The 20,085-nt window shown below is 70.9% G+C and carries 18 protein-coding genes; 8 read left to right on the forward strand and 10 right to left on the reverse strand.

The window, feature by feature from the left end; translation table 11 throughout:
- The first annotated feature begins 111 nt into the window (after positions 1-111).
- The 4 genes from Ssi02_RS20310 to Ssi02_RS20325 all read left to right on the forward strand — a co-directional run bounded on the left by Ssi02_RS20310 (position 112) and on the right by Ssi02_RS20325 (position 2,197).
- Positions 112-282, forward strand: a complete 171-nt coding sequence (locus tag Ssi02_RS20310; RefSeq protein WP_204027670.1) for a hypothetical protein — start codon at positions 112-114, stop codon at positions 280-282.
- 18 nt (positions 283-300) lie between these two features.
- A complete protein-coding gene (locus tag Ssi02_RS20315; protein ID WP_204027682.1) occupies positions 301-453 on the forward strand; it encodes a hypothetical protein in 153 nt (50 codons plus the stop codon).
- A 424-nt stretch (positions 454-877) separates the two neighbouring features.
- On the forward strand, positions 878-1,441 hold the full coding sequence (locus Ssi02_RS20320) for a hypothetical protein (protein WP_239129173.1): 564 nt from the start codon (positions 878-880) through the stop codon (positions 1,439-1,441).
- A gap of 279 nt (positions 1,442-1,720) precedes the next feature.
- Positions 1,721-2,197 (forward strand): Lrp/AsnC family transcriptional regulator, encoded by a 477-nt coding sequence (locus Ssi02_RS20325; protein ID WP_204027695.1) that lies wholly within the window; start codon positions 1,721-1,723, stop codon positions 2,195-2,197.
- Positions 2,198-2,465: 268 nt separating this feature from the next.
- Here Ssi02_RS20325 and Ssi02_RS20330 read toward each other — a convergent pair whose 3' ends face one another.
- From Ssi02_RS20330 to Ssi02_RS20355, 6 genes are all read right to left on the reverse strand, one after another.
- Entirely contained in the window at positions 2,466-3,476 is a 1,011-nt protein-coding gene (locus Ssi02_RS20330; RefSeq protein WP_239129176.1) for an N-acetylglucosamine kinase, read from the reverse strand.
- A gap of 122 nt (positions 3,477-3,598) precedes the next feature.
- On the reverse strand, positions 3,599-4,858 hold the full coding sequence (locus tag Ssi02_RS20335) for a family 4 glycosyl hydrolase (protein ID WP_204027697.1): 1,260 nt from the start codon (positions 4,856-4,858) through the stop codon (positions 3,599-3,601).
- Entirely contained in the window at positions 4,855-5,748 is an 894-nt protein-coding gene (locus Ssi02_RS20340; RefSeq protein ID WP_204027698.1) for a carbohydrate ABC transporter permease, read from the reverse strand. Before Ssi02_RS20340 ends, Ssi02_RS20335 begins: the two co-directional genes overlap by 4 nt.
- A 3-nt stretch (positions 5,749-5,751) precedes the next feature.
- Positions 5,752-6,696: a carbohydrate ABC transporter permease gene (locus tag Ssi02_RS20345; RefSeq protein WP_204027699.1), complete on the reverse strand. Its 945-nt coding sequence runs from the start codon at positions 6,694-6,696 to the stop codon at positions 5,752-5,754.
- 6 nt (positions 6,697-6,702) lie between these two features.
- Positions 6,703-8,037: an extracellular solute-binding protein gene (locus tag Ssi02_RS20350; RefSeq protein ID WP_204027701.1), complete on the reverse strand. Its 1,335-nt coding sequence runs from the start codon at positions 8,035-8,037 to the stop codon at positions 6,703-6,705.
- 29 nt (positions 8,038-8,066) lie between these two features.
- Positions 8,067-9,275 (reverse strand): ROK family transcriptional regulator, encoded by a 1,209-nt coding sequence (locus Ssi02_RS20355; protein WP_204027703.1) that lies wholly within the window; start codon positions 9,273-9,275, stop codon positions 8,067-8,069.
- A 441-nt stretch (positions 9,276-9,716) separates the two neighbouring features.
- Between Ssi02_RS20355 and Ssi02_RS20360 the strand changes: the two genes are divergently transcribed.
- The 4 genes from Ssi02_RS20360 to Ssi02_RS20375 all read left to right on the forward strand — a co-directional run bounded on the left by Ssi02_RS20360 (position 9,717) and on the right by Ssi02_RS20375 (position 16,341).
- Complete coding sequence (locus tag Ssi02_RS20360) at positions 9,717-12,035, forward strand: HelD family protein (RefSeq protein WP_507763436.1); 2,319 nt, start codon at positions 9,717-9,719, stop codon at positions 12,033-12,035.
- 862 nt (positions 12,036-12,897) lie between these two features.
- Positions 12,898-14,871, forward strand: coding sequence for an apolipoprotein N-acyltransferase (gene lnt / locus Ssi02_RS20365; RefSeq protein ID WP_204027707.1), 1,974 nt, complete (start codon positions 12,898-12,900; stop codon positions 14,869-14,871).
- A 1-nt stretch (position 14,872) separates the two neighbouring features.
- Positions 14,873-15,616: a polyprenol monophosphomannose synthase gene (locus tag Ssi02_RS20370; RefSeq protein ID WP_204027718.1), complete on the forward strand. Its 744-nt coding sequence runs from the start codon at positions 14,873-14,875 to the stop codon at positions 15,614-15,616.
- Between the two features lie 170 nt (positions 15,617-15,786).
- Complete coding sequence (locus tag Ssi02_RS20375; protein ID WP_204027720.1) at positions 15,787-16,341, forward strand: FxsA family protein; 555 nt, start codon at positions 15,787-15,789, stop codon at positions 16,339-16,341.
- 416 nt (positions 16,342-16,757) lie between these two features.
- On the opposite strand, the gene Ssi02_RS20380 is transcribed toward Ssi02_RS20375, so the two are convergent.
- The 4 genes from Ssi02_RS20380 to Ssi02_RS20395 form a co-directional block, all read right to left on the reverse strand.
- A complete protein-coding gene (locus Ssi02_RS20380; protein WP_204027722.1) occupies positions 16,758-17,102 on the reverse strand; it encodes an RNA polymerase-binding protein RbpA in 345 nt (114 codons plus the stop codon).
- A gap of 124 nt (positions 17,103-17,226) precedes the next feature.
- Positions 17,227-18,609 (reverse strand): MFS transporter, encoded by a 1,383-nt coding sequence (locus Ssi02_RS20385; RefSeq protein ID WP_239129181.1) that lies wholly within the window; start codon positions 18,607-18,609, stop codon positions 17,227-17,229.
- Between the two features lie 66 nt (positions 18,610-18,675).
- Positions 18,676-19,473, reverse strand: a complete 798-nt coding sequence (locus Ssi02_RS20390; protein ID WP_204027724.1) for a glycerophosphodiester phosphodiesterase family protein — start codon at positions 19,471-19,473, stop codon at positions 18,676-18,678.
- Between the two features lie 50 nt (positions 19,474-19,523).
- A complete protein-coding gene (locus tag Ssi02_RS20395) occupies positions 19,524-20,060 on the reverse strand; it encodes a TrmH family RNA methyltransferase (protein ID WP_239129183.1) in 537 nt (178 codons plus the stop codon).
- Positions 20,061-20,085 lie beyond the last annotated feature (25 nt).

Here is a 20,085-nt window from a genome sequence, read left to right on the forward strand (position 1 = left end):
GGGCGTGCCGGCCCCTGGCTGTTCAGCCTGGCGCGGAAGAACGTGATCAGCGCGAGCACCAGGCCCACGGCGAAGGCCGAGTCCCACAGCGCGTAGAACAGCGAGGCCAGGGTGCCGTGCCCGGTCGAGTTGCCGTTCAGCATCAGCGGCATGAGCACCACGGTGGCGAGCACCGCCATGCCGAGCCCGGCCCGGCCCATCCTGGCAGTGATGGCCTGGAACCAGCCGCGACACCGGGCGATGGCCCCCAGCGCGAAGAAGGCGGTGTACTGCGGCAGGTAGGCGCTGCTCGGGAACCCGATGACCGGCACGAAGAACTCGATCGGGAGCACGATCCGCACCGCGAACGTCACCGCGGCCAGCACCAGCACGAACGCGGGCACCGCCCACCAGGCCGGAGCCTTCGCGGCCCGCGGGCGCGGCGCACGGGCGAGCACGCGGAAGCCCGCGTAGGCGAAGTCGAAGACGAGCAGCGCCAGCACGAACCACAGCGGCCCCGTCCCGAAGCTGTGCCCCGGTTCCACGAGCGGGTCCAGCACGAAGGAGACCACGAGCGGGATCCCCAGCCGGACCAGCCGGTCCCGCGGGAACGCCCACGGTCCCTTCCGGTCGAACGACGCGGGGACGAAGTAACCGGACAGCAGGAAGAACGCGCCCATGAACCAGGCCTGGTTGATCGTCATGAAGACGGCCAGGCCGGACCCGGCGGCCGGCCCTGTCTTGGTGGTGCGGCCACGGGGCCTTCGGCGTCCGGTGCGTAGGATCTGAGGGGATCTTGCGTGGCGGGGGGTGTCGTCCGGGGCCGGCCGTGGCGGGCGGTGGGGGCGGCGGCGTCCGGCCGGGCCAAGGGAAGCCAGGCGCCTGGGAGGGATGTGACGTGGCCGAGCCCTTCTGGATCGAGCGATCGCGGGACGCGGTGAGCCGTTATGCCGCCGATGTGCACCGGTGCGAGGAGGAGTTCGCGGCGAGCTTCGGGGACATCTCGCCGGTGGAGTTCGCATGTGCGGCGTGGCGGGTGGCGACGCCGCCGCTGTCGGATCCGGGGCATGTGCGCCGCCACCGGCGGGTGCTCGCGGCCGAGTGTGTGCGCAACTCGTGGGACGGGTCGCCGCTGGCCCACGTGACGCTGGCGGCGCCGCTTCCGGCGGAGCTGACGGTGAGCCGGCAGTGGTGGCGGGACCGGGGGTGGCGGGACTGGCCGGAGATCTTCGGGCAGTTCGTGGAGCCCGCCCGGCAGGACCTCGCCAAGGTGCCCTACCTTCGCACGGTGCTCCACATGGACGCGCCCATACCGCTGGACGGCCTGCCCCCGGCCCCGGAGGTGCCGGGACCCGATCTCGCGGAGACCGCCCACCGGGCTCTGGTGGTGCTGGCGCGGGAGCTGAACGCGTTGCTGGGGCCCGTTGTCGAGCAACTCGACGCCGGGGTGCAGCGGGGCTGACAGCCGGCGGCAGCGGGCTTCAGGGCCCGCCGGGAGCATGACGGCAAAAACAACGGGGGTAAGGGGGTATTCGCCCGGTTGATGGACCGTTCCCACGTTGTGGGGCGGTCCAGAGCTCTGTAATCACCTTCCGGCTGGATCGTACGGGATGAACTATGCGGTCATTGTGGGAAAATGCGTGGGTGGACAGCGCTTTTCATGGCCGAATGGAGATTTCGGAACGTTCCCGTGATCGAGGTCGGGTCACATCGGGCGTCTGGGAGCGCTAGCGTGTGGCGGGTGGAGGAGATCGACCGCAGGATCGTGACGTTGCTGGCCAGGGACGGCCGCATGAGCTTTACCGATCTTGCCCGGGAGACCGGGCTGTCGGTGTCGGCGGTGCACCAGCGGGTGCGCCGCCTGGAGAAGCGCGGAGTTTTGCGGGGATATACGTCGCTTGTCGATTATGACGCTATCGGGCTGCCGATGACGGCGTTCATTTCGATTAAGCCGATCGACCCGTCCGCCCCGGACGACGCCCCGGAACGCCTGAAACATTTGTCGGCGATCGAGGCGTGTCACAGTGTGGCGGGTGATGAGAGCTACATCCTGAAGGTCCGGGTTTCGTCGCCCATAGGACTGGAGGAGTTGCTCCAGCAGATCCGCGCAGCGGCCAATGTGTCGACACGCACCACGGTGGTGCTGAGCACCCCGTATGAACACCGCTTCCCGGTGCCGGGCGAGGACGAGGACGCGGAAGAAGCCGATAAGGCTTAACGAGGCCGACGGAGGCCGGGGCAGGGCGCGCGACTCACCTGCGCCCGCCGCCGGAGCGCTCCCGAGCCCGGCGATCAGGGCCGGCCGAAGCCGGGCGTTCAAACCACCGCGCCGTCAGGCGTTCACGGCGCCCGCCGCCAGGCGTTCAAAGCACCGCGCCCCCGCGTCCTCCGTACGGCAAGGGGACGGAAGACAAAGGGACGGGCGGTGCGCGCCGCGCCGCGCACCGCCGTCTCCGCCCCGGCCGGCCGGGGCGGCTTGCGGGGCTTCAGCCGCCGGGTGTGAACCGGGCGCGAAGCCGGGCCTTGGCCTCCTCCGTGGCGCCGATGGCGTCCAGCCCCAGCAAGGCGGCGCCGACGATCGGCGGCACGTCGGTGACGACCAGTTTGGCTTGGGGCATCAACCCGGCGAAACGTCTTTCGACCAGGTCCGTCAGAAGCGGGTCCCGGGCCGTCAGCACACCGCCGCCGAGCACGACCTCGACCGGCACGTCGTGGAGCGCGATCCGCCGGGCGGCCACGCCCCCCATCGCGGCGATCTCGTCGGCCATGCGCTCCACGAGGGAGACCGCGACCGCGTCGCCCGCCGCCGCGGTGGCGAACAGCGCCGGCACGAGCCGGTGCAGCTCGCCGATCGTGCGGCGGCCGAAGTGCAGGTCCAGCACGGCCTCCTCGACGGTCTCCGTGCCGAAGACGCCGAGTACGGCGGAGACCAGGGCCGTGCCCTCGCCCCGCCCGTCCTCGGCGCGGACCGCGTGCCACAGGGTCTCCTCGCCGAGCCCCATGCCGCCGCCCCAGTCGCCGCTGAGCTTGCCGAGCGCGGGGAAACGCGCCACCTGCCCGTCCGGGGCGACGGCGACGGCGTTGATGCCGGCGCCGCACACCACGGCGACGCCCCACGGGCCGGACGCGCCGGCCCGCAGCAGGGCGAAGGTGTCATTGCCCACGACGATCTCACGCCCGTAGGAGCGGGCCTTCAGCTCCTCGCGGATGGCGTCCTCCTCGACCGGGAGGTCGGCGCCGGCGACGTAGGCGGCGACGTGGTCGGCGTAGGGCGCGCCGGCGGACTCGCCGAGCGCCCGGCGCACAGCGTCGTCGATCACGTCGACGGCGGTGGAGACGCCCTCGCTCTGCGGCTGGAAGCCGCGGCTGCGGCCCGTGGCGAGGATGGTGCCGTCCTCTGCCACGAGGACGACGTCGGTCTTGGAGTTGCCGCCGTCGACCGCGAGGACCGTGCGCAGGAACACGGGCGGCTCCTGCTCTCCGGTCGCCTCGTTCACGGGTTGCCCGCCGGGCTGTGTGTCAACGCGGGTCGGGGGGACATGCTGCTTCTCCTGTTTCTGCCGATGGTGCCCGCCCGGGGGCGAGGCTGCCCGCGGGGTGTCGCGCGGCCCGGTGCCGCTCAGGTCCGGGCCCATGGGAGGTGGGCGGCGTTGGCCGCGACGAGCCGCGCCGCCAGGTCGGCCGAGAGCGACGCCTGGCCGATGAGGGGGTTGGCGAGCAGCGCGTCCTCCACGCGTCCCACACCGCCGTGCAGGGCCGCGTCGAGGGCGAGGGACTCGTAGGCCGACACGTGGGCGATCAGGCCCGCGTAGAGCGGCTCGACGGGCGCGACCGGCAGGGGGATCGCGCCGTCGCCGGTGACGACGGCGGGCACCTCGATGACCGCCTCGGGCGGCAGGAAGGGCAGGGTGGTGCCGTTGCGGACGTTGACGACCTGGGCGTCGCCGCGGTCGCCGAGCAGGGACGCGATGAGCGCCACCGCCGCCTCGGAGTAGAACGCGCCGCCGCGCTTCTCCAGCAGCTCGGGCTTGGTGTCGGAGGCGGGGTCGGCGTAGATCTCGAGCAGCGCCGACTCCATCGCGGCGACCTCGGCGGCCCGCGACGGCTTGGTGCGCTGCTCCTCGACCACGCGGTCGTGCTCGTAGAAGTAACGCAGGTAGTAGGACGGCACGGCGCCGAGCCGGCGCAGCAGCTCCACGGGCAGGCCGACCTCGTCGGCGATGTCCTGCCCATGCTCGGCGAGCAGGGCGGGCAGCACATCGGCGCCGTCGAGGTGGACCGAGCGTTCCCAGGTGAGGTGGTTGAGGCCGATGTGGCCGAGGGACAGCCGCTCGGGCGCGACGCCGAGCCGCTTGGCGAAGCGGCGCTGGAAGCCGATGGCCACGTTGCACAGGCCGATGGCGCGGTGCCCGGCGTCGAGCAGCGCCTTGGTGACGATGCCGACGGGGTTGGTGAAGTCGACGATCCACGCGTCCGGCGCGTGCTCGGCGGCGGCGGCGGCGATGTCGAGCACCACCGGCACCGTGCGCAGAGCCTTGGCGAGGCCGCCGGCCCCGACGGTCTCCTGGCCGACGCAGCCGCAGTCCAGCGGCAGCGTCTCGTCGACCTCGCGGGCGGCCTGACCGCCGACGCGCAGCTGCAGCAGCACCGCCTGTGCGCCGGCCACCCCCTCCTCGACACCGGTGTGCGCCCGCACGACGGCCGGGTGGCCGGCGCGGGCCAGCATGCGCCTGGCCATCCCGGCGACCAGCGACACCCGCCGCTCGTCCGGGTCGATGAGCGCGATCTCGGTGAGGGGCAGCGTGTCCCGGAGCCGGGCGAACCCGTCGATCAGCTCCGGTGTGTACGTCGAGCCGCCCCCGACAACGGCAAGTTTCACCCTTTAACTCCTGTCAGTGTGACACCTTCGATGAAAACCCTTTGGGCGAGGAAAAAGACAATAAGCACCGGGGCGATCACGAGAAGCGTCGCCGCCATGGTGAGGTTCCACTGCACGCTGTGCAGGGCGCGGAAGGAGGCCAGGCCGATCGACAACGTCCAATTGGCCTCCTCGGTGGAGGCGTAGAGGAGCGGCCCATAGTAGTCGTTCCAGCAGTAGAAGAACTGGAACAGCGCCACCGCCGCGATCGCGGGCCTCGCCATCGGCAGCACCACGCGGATCAGCGTCGTGAAGTCGGAGCAGCCGTCGACCCGCGCGGCCTCGGTGTACTCCCGGGGGATGGTCATCAGGAACTGCCGGAGCAGGAAGATCGAGTAGGCGTCGCCCAGCAGCATCGGGATGATGAGCGGCCACAGCGTCCCGGTGAGCTCGGCCCGGGCCCAGAGGAGGTAGATCGGCACCGCGACGACCTGCGGAGGCAGCATCATCGCCGAGATGACCAGGAAGAAGGCCAGGTTGCGGCCCCTGAAGCGGAACTTCGACAGCGCGTACGCCACGGGGATCGACGACAGCAGCATGAAGACGGTGGCCAGGCCCGCGTACATCAGGGTGTTGCCGAGCCACAGCAGCAGCGGCGACCGCTCCAGCACCTCGGCGAAGTTCCCCCAGTTCCACGACTCCGGCCACAGGGTTGAGGTGAGGGCCTGGGAGTCGGTCATCAGCGCGGTGAGCGCGACGAACACCAGCGGGCCGACGAACATGATCGCCAGCGCGATGGCCAGGGAGTGCACCGCGATCCAGTGCAGCGTCCGGCGGGCGCGCATGCCGCGCGGCGTCGGCGGCGCCGGCCGGCGGCTGTTCTGCGCCGGAGGGGTGATCGTGAGGCTCATGGGTCACCTCTCCGTGTCGGTGAAGGCGCGGAACTGGCGCAGCAGCAGCAGGGTGAGGGCGAGCGAGGCCGCGAACAGGACGAGCGCGAGCACGGAGGCGTAACCCATGGTGAAGTCGCGGAAGCCCTGGTGGAAGAGCCACTGGGGGAGCGTCAGGGTGGACTCGCCGGGATAGCCGGGCACGAAGGAGGTGCCGGGCGAGTCGGTGACACCGGCGGCGACGCGGGAGGCGACCATGGCCTGGGTGAAGTACTGCAGAGCGTAGATGACGCCGGTGACGGCGGAGAACATCAGCACCGGCGAGATCATCGGCAGGGTGATGCTGCGGAACTGCCGCCACGCCTTGGCCCCGTCGATGGCGGCGGCTTCGTAGAGGTGCTTCGGCACGTCGAGCAGGGCGGCCAGGAAGATCACCATCGTGTTGCCGATGCCCCACAGCGCCAGCATCGTCAGGCCCGGCTTGGACCAGCTCGGGTCGCCGAACCAGTCGGGCGCGTCGATGCCGAGGAACGCCAGGAACTGGTTGACCGGGCCGCTCGACGGGTTCATCAGGAAGACGAAGGACACCGTACCGGCCACCAGCGGCACCAGCGACGGCAGGTAGAACACCGTACGGAAGAACCCGGCCCCCCTCTTGAGCTTGGTCAGCAGCTGCGCCGTGCCCAGCGCGAACAGCACCTGGGCGGGCACCATGAACACGACCAGCCACAAGGTGTTGCCGATCGCGGTGTGGGCGCGCTGGTCCCGGAAGAAGTAGCGGTAGTTCTCCAGCCCGATGAACTCCAGCGTGAACAGGTCGTACCGGTGGAAGGAGAAGTACACGGTGGCCACCAGCGGGTAGCCGAAGAACAGCACGATCCCGGCGAGCCACGGGGAGAGCCAGAGGAGGGCCCGGAGGCCCTCCCGGCGCCGCCGCGAGGGCGGCGCCGGAGAGGACAGGACGGCCATCGAGGATCAGCCGCCCGCGAGCTTTAGCTTGTCGTTGATCGCCTTGTCGACCTCGGCCAGACCGGCGTCGAGATCCTTGACCTTGCCCTGCTCCCACTTCTGGATGAACGTGGTGAAGGTGTCCTGGTTGAACACACTGTTGATGTGTGCGGGCAACGTGTTCGTCTTGGGGTGGGAGAAGATGTCGAGGAAGGTCTGGAAGTTGGCGTCCTTCGCCAGCTGCGGCGACTGGAGCGCGGCCGAGGTGGTCGGCACGTTGCGCAGCGCGTTGGAGAGCGTCACCAGACCGTCGGTCTCGGTGGTGAGATAGCGGATGAGCTGCCAGGCGGCCTCAGGATGCTTGGCGCCCTTGGGGATGCCGATGATGGTGCCGGCGACGAAGCCGGAGCCGTAGAGGCCGGGCTTGTCGTCGGCGACGGGCAGCGGCGCTGTGGTGTAGTCGAGGTCGATGCCCGAGTTCTTGATCATCGCGTTGCGCCACTCGCCGTCCAGCGCCATGGCGACCTTGCCCTTGTGGAAGGGGTTGTCGTCGGACCACTCCTGGCCGAGGCCCTTGCGGAACTTCTCGATCTTGTCGTGCCCGAACCAGTCGACCAGCTCCTTCTGCCACTTCAGGAGCTGCTTCCACGCCGGGTCCGAGCCGATGGCGGAGGTGCCGTCGGCGTTATACCACTTGCCGCCGACCATCGGGCCGAGGTGCGAGGGGGTGTTCTCGTAATACTGCACCGAGGGCAGGAAGCCGGCCACCTCGATGTCGCCGTTCGGCTTGCGCTTGGTCAGCTTCTTGGCCAGGTCGGCGAGCTCGGTGAGCGTCTTCGGCGCGGGGTTGCCGTCCATCAGCTTGGTATTGAGATACAGGCCGTAGGCGTCGGCCAGCAGCGGCATCACGCAGCGCTTGCCCTCGTATTCGGTGTAGGACCGCACCACGGCCGGCAACACGTTCAAGTCCACCTTGTCCGCCTGGATCGACGGCATGAGGTCCTGGAACATCCCGGTCTTACAGAACTGCGCCACGTTGTCGGTGGTAAAGGAGGAGGCGATGTCCGGCGGGTTGCCGCCGCGGATCGCCTGAATGATCTGGTCGTCCTGGACACCCTTGGTGAGCTTGACGGTGATGTGGGGGAACTTGGTCTTGAAGGCGGCCACGGCGTCCTCGAACGCCTTGACCTCGCTGTCGGCCGAGAAGCCGTGCCACAGCTCGACGGTCTGCGGCTGGGCGGCCTTCTGGCTGGCCTGCCGGCCGGTCAGGGGGGCGGCGGACTCCGTGCCGGCCGTGCAGGCGGACAGGGCGAGAGCGGCGACGGCGGCTATGGCGGCCAGGGGGGTGAACCGTCGGTGCACGGGGGGTGCCTCCTATGGGGTGGGGGAGATCAGGAGGAGGGGACGGTGGAACTGAAGACCTCGTCGCGGACGGTGTCCAGGGCGAGGTCCAGGGCCCCGGCGAGGACGGGATTGCCCTCGACGGTGGAGAGCCGCAGCGGTGGCCGCGGGAGCGTTAGCGCGTGGAGCTCCTGTTCGACGAGCTCACGCAAGGTGTCGCCACCGGCGATCAGTGTGCCGCCGGTGAGGACCACGATCTCGGGGTCGACGACCGCGCAGACGGCGGCCAGACCGGTGGCGAGACGCCGGGCGATCTCTCGCAGGCCGTCGGCGGCGCGCGCCGCCCCGGCCCGGTCGGAGTGGGCCAGGTTGACGGCGTTCTGTACGGCTGCCGCCGGCGAGGCGCCGCGCACACCGTAGAAACGCAGGACGGAGCGGACCGTGGGACCGCCCGCGAGGGCCTGGAAGCCGTGCTCGGCTCGGCGCCCGGCCTCACGCACGGTGGGCGCGCCGACCGCGGGCATGTAGCCGACCTCGCCCGCACCGCCGGTCGCGCCGCGGTGCAGCCGGCCGCCGAGCACCAGCGCGGACCCGATGCCTTCGTCCGCCCACATCAGGACGAAGTCGGCGTGTCCACGCGCGATGCCACGCGCCTGCTCGGCCAGTGCGACCAGGTTGACGTCGTTTTCCACATCGACCGGCACACCCAGCCCCTCACGCAGGGTGCCGAGCAGGTCGGGGATGTGCCACCCGGGGATGTGGGCGGCGTAGCCGAGGCGCCCGGTCGCCGGGTCCACGGCGCCCTGGATGCCGATGACGACGCGGCGCAGCGCCGACGGCGGCACCGAACCGCCCGCGCACGCCCCTTCGAGCGCCTCGCGGACGCGGTGCACCACGTCGCCGCCCGACCGCCCCGGCGTGGCCAGGCGGAACCGCCCGGCCGCGGCGCCGGTGATGTCGGCGACGGCGACCTCGATGCGGGAGGGGGTCACGTCGAGCGCGCCGACGTAGGCCACCTTGTGATTGATGCGGTAGAGCTCGGCGGTGCGGCCCGGCAGCCCCTCGCGGATGCCGTCGAGCACGACCAGACCGGCCTCCTGGAGCCGCACCAGCAGCTGGGAGGCGGTGGGTTTGGACAGGCCGGTGATGGCGCCGATCTCCGGACGGGTGAGCGGCCCGCGTTCGAGCAGCGCCTGGAGCGCGGCCCGGTCGTTGATGGCCCGCAGCAGGCTCGGGGTGCCTGGCGTCGGCTGGCTCACTCGCGTGTTCCTCCCTGTGAGTTAGGAAAGTTTCCTAACTTGCTTGAAACGTATTCATTCGCCTCTTCCAGGTCAAGACATGACGGGCCGTCGCAACCAAGCTGTGACGGACCGGGTGCGGACCTGTGAGCATCGATGCTTGGAACGTTACGGTGCGGAGTGCCATCGCGGCGAAAAGCCCGGCCTGGTGCGATCCCCGCCGTGCGCCCCGCCACTTCGCCGCGGAATCCGCATTTTTTGCCGCAGGCCGGCCGGCGTTCGCCGCTCCTCGGGCGGGCTTCGCCGTACGGCGGACGCCGCCGCGAGCAGGGTGATCAAAAAAGGACGGTCCGCCGCACAAGGGGCGAGGGTGAGCGAGAGGAGGAGGGGCTCGACGGGGCTGGTAGGCTTGTGCCCGCTCTCACGCAGATCACACAAGCCACGAGAGGCCCGGAGCATCCCATTAGCGCCAAGAGTAACAGCCCCATCTCGCCTCGTCAAACCGAGGTGGCCCGCGAGCAGGACTACGTGTCCCGCCTCTACACCCGCCTCGACGTCCTGCGCGAGACAACGCAGCGCAGCCTCGACCAGGTGCTGGGCCAGGGAGGGAGCGGCGGCACCCATCAGAACCGCTCCGAGCGCGACTCCATGGCGGGCATGTATGCCGCGAGACTCTCCCGCCTGTGGTCGGTGGAGAACGGCCTGTGCTTCGGCCGCCTCGACCACACCGACCAGACCTCGCTCTACATCGGCCGCATCGGCCTGTCAGAGGAGGAAAGGCGGCTGCTCATCGACTGGCGGGCACCGGTCGCCCAGCCGTTCTACCGCGCCACCCCCGCCTCCCCGATGGGCCTCACCCGCAGAAGGCACCTGCAGACCCGGGACCGGCGCGTCGTCGCCGTCAACGACGACCTGTTCGACCTCGAAGGGCTGACCGACGCCGACCGCGCCACACTCAACGGCGAGGCGGCCCTGCTGGCGGCCCTCGCCGAGAAGCGCACCGGCCGCATGCGCGACATCGTCGCCACCATCCAGTCCGAGCAGGACCGCATCATCCGCGCCGACCTGCCCGGCGTGCTCGTGGTGCAGGGCGGCCCCGGCACCGGCAAGACCGTCGTGGCCCTCCACCGCGCCGCCTACCTTCTCTACACCCACCGCGAGCGCCTCGACCGGCGCGGCGTGCTGATCATCGGCCCCAACCTCACCTTCCTGCGCTACATCGAGCAGGTGCTGCCCTCACTGGGCGAGACCGACGTGCTGCTCATGACCATCGGGGAGATGTTCCCCGGGCTCACCGCCACCACCCGCGACCGCCCCGAGACCGCCCAGGTCAAAGGCGACGCCCGCATGGCCCAGGTCATCGCCAGGGCCGTCCGCGACCGCCAGCGGGTGCCCAAGCGGTCGGTCGAGCTCGACCTCGGCAAATACAAGCTCTTCCTCGACTGGCGCGTCTGCGACGCCGCCCGCACCAAGGCGGTCCGCTCGGGGCGCCTGCACAACCAGGCGCGAGCGGTCTTCGTGCGGCACATCCTCAACAAGCTGGCCCGCCAGGCGGCCAAGCACATGGGCCGCAACCTCATCGACGAGGACGAGCTCGCCGATCTGCGCGAGGAGCTGCGCACCGAGCCCGCGGTCAAGACCGCGCTCAACCGGCTGTGGCCCTATCTCACGCCTCACCAGCTCCTGCTCGGCCTGTTCACCTCGCGCGAGCGGCTCGCCTACGCCGCCGAGGCGTTCACCCGCGAGGAGCGCGCCCTCATGCTGCGCGAGCCGCCCGTGCGCGGCCGGTCTTGGTATACGGAGTCCGACGTGCCGCTGCTCGACGAGGCCGCCGAGCTGCTCGGCGAGATCGACCAGTCCGTGCTCGTCGCCACCGCGCTGCAGAACGAGGAGGAGCTCGCCGCCGCCCGCGAGGCCGAGGAGCACGAGCGGCGCTACGAGCTCACCTATGCCCGCGAGGTCCTGGAGCTCACCGGATTGTCGGACATGATCGACGCCGAGCGGCTCGCCGAGCGGCACCGCGGCGACGTCAGCCACCTCACCACGGCCGAGCGGGCCGCGACCGACCGCACGTGGGCGTTCGGCCACGTGATCGTGGACGAGGCGCAGGAGCTGTCCCCGATGGCCTGGCGCATGGTCATGCGGCGCTGCCCCGCCCGCTCCATGACCGTGGTCGGCGACATCGCCCAGACCGGCTCGTCCGCCGGAGGCCGCTCGTGGGGCGCGGTGCTCGACCCCTACACCGGCGGGCGGTGGCGCGAGGAGCGGCTGACCGTCAACTACCGCACCCCGGCCGAGATCATGGCGCTCGCCGCCGACGTGCTCGCCTCCATCGACGCCTCGCTCGACCCGCCGGACTCGGTGCGCGAGGGCGCCGCCCCGCCCTGGTCGCAACAGGTCGGCACACTCGCCGGCGGGCTGGCCAAGGTCGTCGCCGCCGAGCTCGACGGGAGCGGCGGCACCATGGCGGTCCTCGTCCCCGAGAGCGCCGTGGACGAGCTCGGCGCCGCCGTCGCCGCCGCGGTGCCCGGCGCGGTCGCGGGGCCCTCGGCCACCGCTCTGGAGGCTCCCGCGGTGGTGCTGACCGTCGCCGACGCCAAGGGGCTCGAGTTCGACGCGGTGATCGTGGCGGAGCCGGAGCGCATCCTCACCGAGTCGCCCCGGGGCGCCAACGATCTTTACGTGGCCCTCACCCGCGCCACCCGGGGGCTCGGTGTGGTCCATACCACTTCTCTGCCGCCCGTCCTGTCCCGCCTCACAGCCCGTCCACCGCTGCCCTGACATCGCCGCAGATGGCGGCATTAGGGAGCCCCTAGAGGAACATGTCTAGGCTGCGAAAACTTGGTGTCCAGCCTGGTCGGGACAGGGTTGACATCTGCGCTGAGGTCGGTAGTTTGCTGCCCAGTCCAGCACGGGACTGGCCGGTCGGTCGTTCTCGACATCGTCGGATCCTGCGCACGCGGCGGAGTGGCTTTCCGCCGCTGCAGCCAGGTGCAGTGTCGGCGATCCGTCGGGGCGGGGCACCCCGACCGGGCGGGGGGTTGGACCCGGGACGGGCCCGGACGCCCAGTAGACAACGGAATTCCGCGCTCGCCGCCGACGGGACGGATCCGGTCCGAAGGGTTTCCGGGCCCTCTTCCCGTTCCGTGCCCGAAGGCCGCGTCGGGTGGCCCTCTCGCTCTGGAGAGGGCCACCCCGCCGCCCTTTTGGGCACCGGCCACACGGGGCGGTAGCGTTCGGGCAACACGCAGACACGTTCCCGAGGAGAGCCCCGGCGGTGCACGACAAGACAGTCCCGGCAGGCCCCCCGACGGCCCCGCCGTCCACCGACCGGCCCGGCCCGGGCCCGGCGGCGCACGGCACAGCCGGGGAACCCGCGCGTGACTCCGCGGGCGAGCCACCCGCCTCCTCGCCGAGTGGCCGGTCCTCGAGCGTGTCCGCTCGGAGCGGTGCGCCTGAGACGGATGGGGCGCGGCCCGCCTCCTCGCCGAGTGGCCGGTCCTTGACCGTGTCCGCTCGGAGCGGTGCGCCTGAGACGGATGGGGCGCGGCCCGCCGCCGCGGCGAGTGGCCGGTCTCCCGCCGAGAATGGGTTCTCCCCCCTTGAGGTGGCCCCTGGCGGCGAGGCCGCCGAAGGAGGCGACGTGCAGCCTGCCGCCGCGGCGACTCGCGGACTTGCGGGCGCTTCCGCCGAGGACTCTCCGTCCCCCCCCGCCGCCACGCAGGAGGTGGAGGCAGGCGAGCCGCGGACGACCGCTTCGGCGGCTCGTGGCGCATCCGACGGCGGCCGGTCGTCGAGCGCGGCCGTGCGGGACGGCGCGGCGTCCGTCCCCGCGGAGGAGCGTGGCGGGCCGGAGGCCGGTGACGAAGGGGCCAAGACAGGTGAGGGGCGGACGACCGCCCCGGCGGTTCGTGGCGAGGGGCCCGGACGGCTCTGGGCGCGGGTCGCCGCCGCGATCGCCGGCGGGGTGCTGCTTTACCTGGCTTTTCCGCCGCTCGACCTGTGGTTCCTCGCGCCTCCCGGGGTCGCGCTGGCGGCCCTGTCGGTCTACGGCACGCGTCCACGGCGCGGGGCCTGGCTGGGATTCCTCAACGGGCTCGGGTTCCTTGTGCCCGCGATGGCCTGGGTGCAGCCCATCGGGTTCGACGCCTGGCTGGCGCTGGCCGCCATGGAGAGCGGCTTCTACGCCGCCCTCGGTGCGGCGACGGCATTCGTCATGCGGTTGCCCCTGTGGCCGCTGTGGACCGCCGCCCTCTGGGTGACGGGGGAGTGGGCGCGCAGCCTGTTCCCCTTCGGCGGGTTCCCGTGGGCCAGGGTGGCGTTCAGCCAGGCCGGGTCGCCGTTCACGCCCTATGCGGCGCTCGGCGGAGCGCCCCTCACGACCTTCGCCGTCGCGCTCTGCGGTGCGCTGATCGCCGCGGCGTGTGTGAAGGGCGTGACGGCGCTGAGACGAGTGACGGCGGCGCGGAGCGCGGCACCGGCGCAGAGCGCGGCCGGTCTGGAGGGCACGGACGGCGGTGGCTCAGGCGGTCTGGAAGCCACGGACGCCGGTGGCTCAGGGTCGGGCCGGGACAGGTCAGGCACCCGGAGTGCCGGCCGCCCGGCCGCCCGATGGCGGCCCGTGGCGTTGCTGCTGGCCGGGGCGGTGGCCGTGCCCGTACTGGCTTATGCCGTACCCCGCCCCGGGGACGAGGGGCGCACCGTCACGATCGCCGCGATCCAGGGCAACGTGCCGGGACGCGGCATGAACCCCATGGGCGACGAGCGGGCCGTCGTGCTGCGCAACCACGCGAACAAGACCCACGAGCTGGCCGCCGCCGTGCGCGCGGGCCGCTTCCCCAAGCCCGACCTGGTCGTCTGGCCGGAGAACTCCAGCGACATCGACCCCTACCGCGACGCGTCCGCCAGGGCCGTCATCGACGCGGCGGTCAAGGACGTCGGCGTGCCCGTGCTCGTCGGCGTGGTCGTGGCCATCGGGGACGAGCACCGGGCCACCCGCTCCCTGGTGTGGGACCCCGTGACGGGGCCCGGCGACTACTACGACAAGCAGCAGCTCGTGCCGTTCGGCGAGTTCACCCCGATGCAGGAGCTCGTGCAGACCCTGTTCGCCCGCGCGAGGCTCGTCGGACGCCAGTCGATCGCCGGCACCGAGCCCGGCGACCTGCGGATGGGCCCGGCGACGATCGGCGCGGTCAACTGCTACGAGATCGCCTTCGACCCCGTCGTCCGCGAAACCGTCAAAGCGGGCAGCAGCCCGATCGTCGTGCAGGCCAACAACGCGACCTACGCGTTGTCGGACCTGCCCGTCCAGCAACTCGCGATGTACCGCCTGCGCGCCGTCGAGCACAACAGGGCCGTCGTGGCCGCCGCCACCACCGGGGTCTCGGCGTTCGTGGAGCCCGACGGCCGCGTCAGCTGGCGCACCGGCGAACTCGTCGCTGATATGAATGCCCGGACTGTGCAGGTCCGCACCGAAGCCACCCTGGCCACCCGCGTGGGGCCGGCGCCGGAATGGGTCCTTGTCGCGGTTGCAATTAGCGCGTTGGCATGGGCAGCGAGCCGCCGACCGCGTAGCGTGGGTGCTCCAAGTGATCACGAGGCGAACGGGGTTGGCTGACATGGACAACAGGCTCGGTCGGGTCCTCGTGATCGTCCCCACCTACAACGAGGCCGACAACATCCAAGGGATCGTCGGCAGGATCCGGGACGCCGTCCCCGAGGCGCACCTGCTCGTCGCCGACGACAACAGCCCCGACGGCACCGGAGCCGTCGCCGACGGCCTGGCCGCAGCCGACGACCAGGTCCACGTCCTGCACCGGCCCGGCAAGCAGGGCCTCGGCGCGGCCTACATCGCGGGGTTCCGCTGGGGCCTGGAGCGCGGCTACGACGTGCTCGTCGAGATCGACGCCGACGGCTCCCACCAGCCCGAGGAGCTCCCCAAACTGCTCGCCGCCGTCGCCGGCGGCGCCGACCTCGCCATCGGCTCCCGCTGGGTGCCCGGTGGCAAGGTCGTCAACTGGCCCGGCAGCCGCGAGCTGCTGTCGCGCGGCGCCAACGCCTACTCGCGCATGATGCTCGGCCTGCGCGTCCGCGACTCCACGGCGGGCTTCCGCGCCTACCGCGCCGCCACCCTGGAGAAGATCGGCCTCTCGGACGTCGAGTCGCAGGGCTACTGCTTCCAGATCGACCTGACCCTGCGCACCGTGCGTTGCGGCCTGCGCGTCGTCGAGGTGCCCATCACCTTCGTCGACCGCACCGTCGGCACGAGCAAGATGGATCGCAGCGTCATGACCGAAGCCATGTGGCGCATCACCGCCTGGGGCGTCACCGGCGTCCCCAAACGCTTCAAACGCCACCGCTGACCACTCCCTGGCCTCGGACGCTCGGCAGGTACGGCGAAGCCTGAGTGACGAGCGCAGGGCCGGCGGGGCGGAGGAGCCGGAGGAGAATGGGGAAGGTGGAACGCCTCCGGGTGTTTGGACGTTGTTCCTCTCGCGACGTGCCCACCGTGTGACTTCGTGATTGAGGGAAAATGCGTGCCCTGGTTTTGCTGAGTTTCCTGCTGATCCCGGTTCTGGAGATCTGGCTGTTGATCCAGATCGGAGGTGTGATCGGCGGATGGACCACGGTGGGTCTGCTGGTCCTCGGGATGCTGCTCGGCGGGTGGCTGGTGCGGCGTGAGGGGCTGAAGGTCTGGCGGGACATCAACGCCGCTCTGGCCTCGGGGAAGATGCCCGACCGTGAGCTCGGCGACGGTGCACTGCTCATGGCGGGCGGTGCGCTGTTGCTCATCCCCGGGTTCCTGACCGACATCGTGGGGTTCGCGTGCATCTTGCCGTTCACCAGGCCTGTCGTGCGCAAGGTCGGCAACTGGATGTTCAAGCGCCGCCTGGAGAAGATGGCCGCCGCCTCGCCCTACGCGGGGATCAACCTCGGCATGCCCTTCACCCCTCCCGGTGCCTCCCGGCCGGAGGAGGCGGAGCGTCCTTCGGGTCCGGTCATCCACGGTGAGGTGCTGAGGGACGAGCGGCGCGAGCCGCCGGAGGCCGGGAGCCCTCGCCCCCTGGATCCGCGCCGCACGAGCTGACGGGGAGCACGCCACCCGGGCTTCCGCCGTACAGGCCGTGCAGTACGAGCCGTGCGATGCGTGGAAATGTTTCTTTGCCTTCCCTAGGGGCAGGGGAAAGACAAGTTGTCTCCGCTCCGCTAGGTGCGATCAGAAGACGGGCGGCGCGCCACCAGCGCGCCGCCGGTCGATTTCCGGCACACACGTCCCGATACGGCTCCCAAGCCTCGCGTGAAGGTTGCCGTTTGTTCAACACCAGGCCGGGCGCGCGTAAGCGAAAAGCCGCGCGCCGTTCGGGGCGGCCGGGGAAGGTAGAGGGGCACGGGTGGTTCCGGAGGCATCCGGTCTTCCCCCGGCGGTGGGTGTGGGCATGAGAAGCCCCCGGCACGTTCGGTGGTGTGCCGGGGGCTTCTTACAGTATTCGCTCGTGGGTCAGGTCACGCGCTCTTGCGCCTCTGGGCCCGGAGGATCGCCAGCCTCTCGTTCAAGACCTCCTCAAGGTCCTCGATGGTGCGTCGCTCCAAGAGCATGTCCCAGTGGGTTCTCGGTGGTTTGATCTTCTTCTGCTCAGGCAGCTCGCCATCCACCCGGACGGCGGTCGCGCCGCAACTGCGGCACTCCCATGTCGCGGGGATCTCGGCCTCGGCGGCAAGCGGCACGTCGAAGTCGTGACCCTTCGGGCAGGTGTAGGCCACCTCCTGGCGCGGGGCCAGATCCGTGTTACGGTCGTTCTCGTAGCTGGTCGCCCCGAGTCGGGTGCCGCGAAGCGCACGCTCGCCCATGTTCAAATGCCTCCTACAGGGCCCCATCTTGAGGGGTCTGTCTCCCACGGCGTACAACGCTTGATACCGTGGTTGGATTCCCATCCTGGACGTGATCCAATCGCGCTTTTGGGTGCGCGCTGGGTCAGATCCGCTCGGGCACCTCGTTTCCGGCGGCTCTGATGGCCTTCGGCAGGTTCACAAGAGACAGCAACACAAAGCCGATCACGAAGAAGACCACCAGCGATACGATCCCCGCACGCTGGCTGCCCGTGATCTGTACGGCGGTGCCCAGCACGAAGGAGCCGAAGATCGCGGCCCCCTTGTCGCTGATTTCATACAGGCTGAAATATTCGGCCTCCCGCCCGGCCGGGATCACCAGTGAGTACATCGACCTTGACAGAGACTGCGTGCCGCCCATGACGATCGCGATGGCGAAGCCGAGCGCGTAGAACTGCCAGGCAGCCCCGCGCTCCAGGAAGTAGGCGACCGCCACCACCGCGGTCCACGCCACGAGGCTCACCAGCACCACCCGTTTCGCGCCGTGTCTCGCGGCCAGCCGGCCCAGCAGCAGCGCCCCGCCGAAGGCCGCGAACTGCACGAGCAGGATGGCGCTGATCTGCACATTGGTGCTCAGACCGAGCTCCTGGTCCGCGTAGGTCGCCGAGAACGAGATCACGGTCTGCACCCCGTCGTTGTAGACGAGGTAGGCGAGCAGGAAGAACAACGTCAGCGGATAGTGCCGCAGCCCGGCCACCGTGCGGCCGAGTTGCCGGAACGACCCGGCGAGGGCCTGTCCCAGGGGCTCGCGGGCCTGGGCCCCGTGCGGCTGGGCCTCGGCGGCTCTGGGCACCCGGTTGCGCAGCCGCATCATCGGGATGATGGTGAACGCGCCCCACCACAGTCCCGCCGAGGCCAGCGAGATGCGTACGGCTGACGCCTCGCCGATGCCGATCGCGTCGGCCTGCGTGAACAGCGCGAGGTTGATCACGAGCAGCGTGCCGCCGCCGAGGTAGCCGAAGCCCCAGCCCCGCGAGGACACCTTGTCCCGCTCGTCGGGTGTGGAGATCTCCGGCAGGAACGAGTTGTAGACCACCATGGCGGCCGCGAAACAGGCATTTCCGATCATGAACAGGAAGCCGCCGAGCAGGTAGCCCCCATCGGAGATGAACCACATGCACAGGGTGGCTCCCGCGCCGAGGTAGGCGAAGAAGCCGAGCAGCTCCCTCTTCCTGCCGGTGTGGTCGGCGAGCGCCCCGGAGATCAGCATCAGGACGATCTGCAGGATCGCCGAGACCCCGAGCACGAACGGATAGTAGGCCTCCGGGCGCACGTCCATGCCGAGCACGTCGACATATGCCGCGCCGCCGGCTGCGGACTTGGCGACCTCGGTCAGGTAGGGCCCGAGGAAGACCGTCATGACGGTGGTGGGGAAGGCGGAGTTGGCGAAGTCGTACCAGTACCACCCGCGCTGCTCACGCAGACGGGAGGTGGGGGAGTCGTCGTCGACGGCCTTGACGGTGGTCATCATCGGGCTCCTGGGGGGATCGAGCGGGGGCCTCGCCTCATCATGCCCGGGGAGCACGGACCAAGGTCAGGGGGAGGCGGGGCGGGGATGCCATTGACCACGTTCGGACAGGACCGCACGCAGGCCGGAGATGTTGTCGGTCATGATGCCGTCGGCCCCGATGTCGAGGAGATGCTCCATGGTCCTCGGGCGGTCGACGGTCCACACGTGCACCTGCATGCCGAGGGCGTGCGCGGTGCGGATCAGCGAGCGGGTGGCCACGCGAAGGCCGCGGAAGCCGTATGGCACCTGGGCGCAGGGCACGCCCGACCGGGCCAGGCGCACGAGGGCCTTGCCGTATCCCTCCGTGGCCGAGGCGATGCGCAGGGCCGCCACGCCGCGCGGGCCGAGCGAGGAGCAGACCGGGCGGTCCATCGCGGCCCTGGCGGCGGCCAGCCGCGTCTCGGAGAACGACGTCAGGCAGATGCGGTCGTGGGCGGCGGTGCGTTTGACCATCTCGGCCAGCGGCGCGATGACCGCCGCCTCCTTGACGTCGATGTTGAGCCGCGTGTCCGGCCACGCCCCGAGGACGTCCTCCAGCAGGGGGATGTCGTCCACGCCGCCGACCCGGGCCCGCTTGATCTCGCGGTAGGGCAGGTCGGCGATGCGGCCCGTGCGGTCGGTCACCCGGTCGAGGGTGTGGTCGTGGAAGGCGAGCAGCACGCCGTCGCGGGTGGCGTGGGCGTCGGTCTCCAGATAGGTGTAGCCGAGGTCGACCGCCCGCTGGAAGGCGGGCATGGTGTTCTCCCGGCCCTCGGTCGCCCCACCGCGGTGGGCGAAGGCGAGCGGCCCCGGGTGGTCGAGGAACGCGTAGCGGTCAAGCACGAGCGAAGTATCCCCCTCTCACGCGGCTTCTCCCGCCGTGATCGGCGATGTCACGGGGCGGTCCAGCCCTGGCGGCGCGCCTCGGCCAGCGCGATGGCGGCGGCCACCGCCACGTTGAAGGACCCCACGCGCCCCACCTGCGGGATGTAGCACACCCCGTCCGCCGCCTCCAGCAGCGCGGGGGAGCAGCCGTGGTCCTCGCCGCCGACCACCAGGCACACGTCCCCGGCGAGGGGCGACTCGTGCAGTGGCAGTGCGTCCCCCGTCAGCTCGACGGCGATCACCGCCAGCCCCTCGTCCTTGGCGGCCTGCACGGCGTCGGCAGCCGGCAGGGGCTCGCTCCAGGTCACGAGCCGGTCGGTGCCGAGGGCGGTCTTCTGCGCCTTGGGGTTGGTCGGCGGGGTGGCGTTGCCGGCGAGCCAGACGTGCTCGACCCCGAAGGCCGCCGCCGTACGGAAGATCGAACCGACGTTGAACGGGCCGGTGACCGACTCCACGATCAGGCCGAGCCGCTGCTCGGTGTTCCTGCGCCAGGTCCGGTTGAGCCGTTTGACGTCGGTCGGCCGCATCTGCCTGCGTGCGGTCATGTGAGGGATCCACCTGTCGACATGC

Source organism: Sinosporangium siamense, assembly GCF_016863435.1.
Lineage (GTDB): Bacteria > Actinomycetota > Actinomycetes > Streptosporangiales > Streptosporangiaceae > Sinosporangium > Sinosporangium siamense.

Coding starts and splice junctions, on each gene's coding strand:
- Ssi02_RS20340 (WP_204027698.1), bottom strand. CDS start 5,748: ATGAGCCTCACGATCACCCCTCCGGCGCAGAACAGCCGCCGGCCGGCG.
- Ssi02_RS20395 (WP_239129183.1), bottom strand. CDS start 20,060: ATGACCGCACGCAGGCAGATGCGGCCGACCGACGTCAAACGGCTCAAC.
- Ssi02_RS20345 (WP_204027699.1), bottom strand. CDS start 6,696: ATGGCCGTCCTGTCCTCTCCGGCGCCGCCCTCGCGGCGGCGCCGGGAG.
- Ssi02_RS20385 (WP_239129181.1), bottom strand. CDS start 18,609: ATGACCACCGTCAAGGCCGTCGACGACGACTCCCCCACCTCCCGTCTG.
- Ssi02_RS20315 (WP_204027682.1), top strand. CDS start 301: ATGACCGGCACGAAGAACTCGATCGGGAGCACGATCCGCACCGCGAAC.
- Ssi02_RS20380 (WP_204027722.1), bottom strand. CDS start 17,102: ATGGGCGAGCGTGCGCTTCGCGGCACCCGACTCGGGGCGACCAGCTAC.
- Ssi02_RS20375 (WP_204027720.1), top strand. CDS start 15,787: ATGCGTGCCCTGGTTTTGCTGAGTTTCCTGCTGATCCCGGTTCTGGAG.
- Ssi02_RS20370 (WP_204027718.1), top strand. CDS start 14,873: ATGGACAACAGGCTCGGTCGGGTCCTCGTGATCGTCCCCACCTACAAC.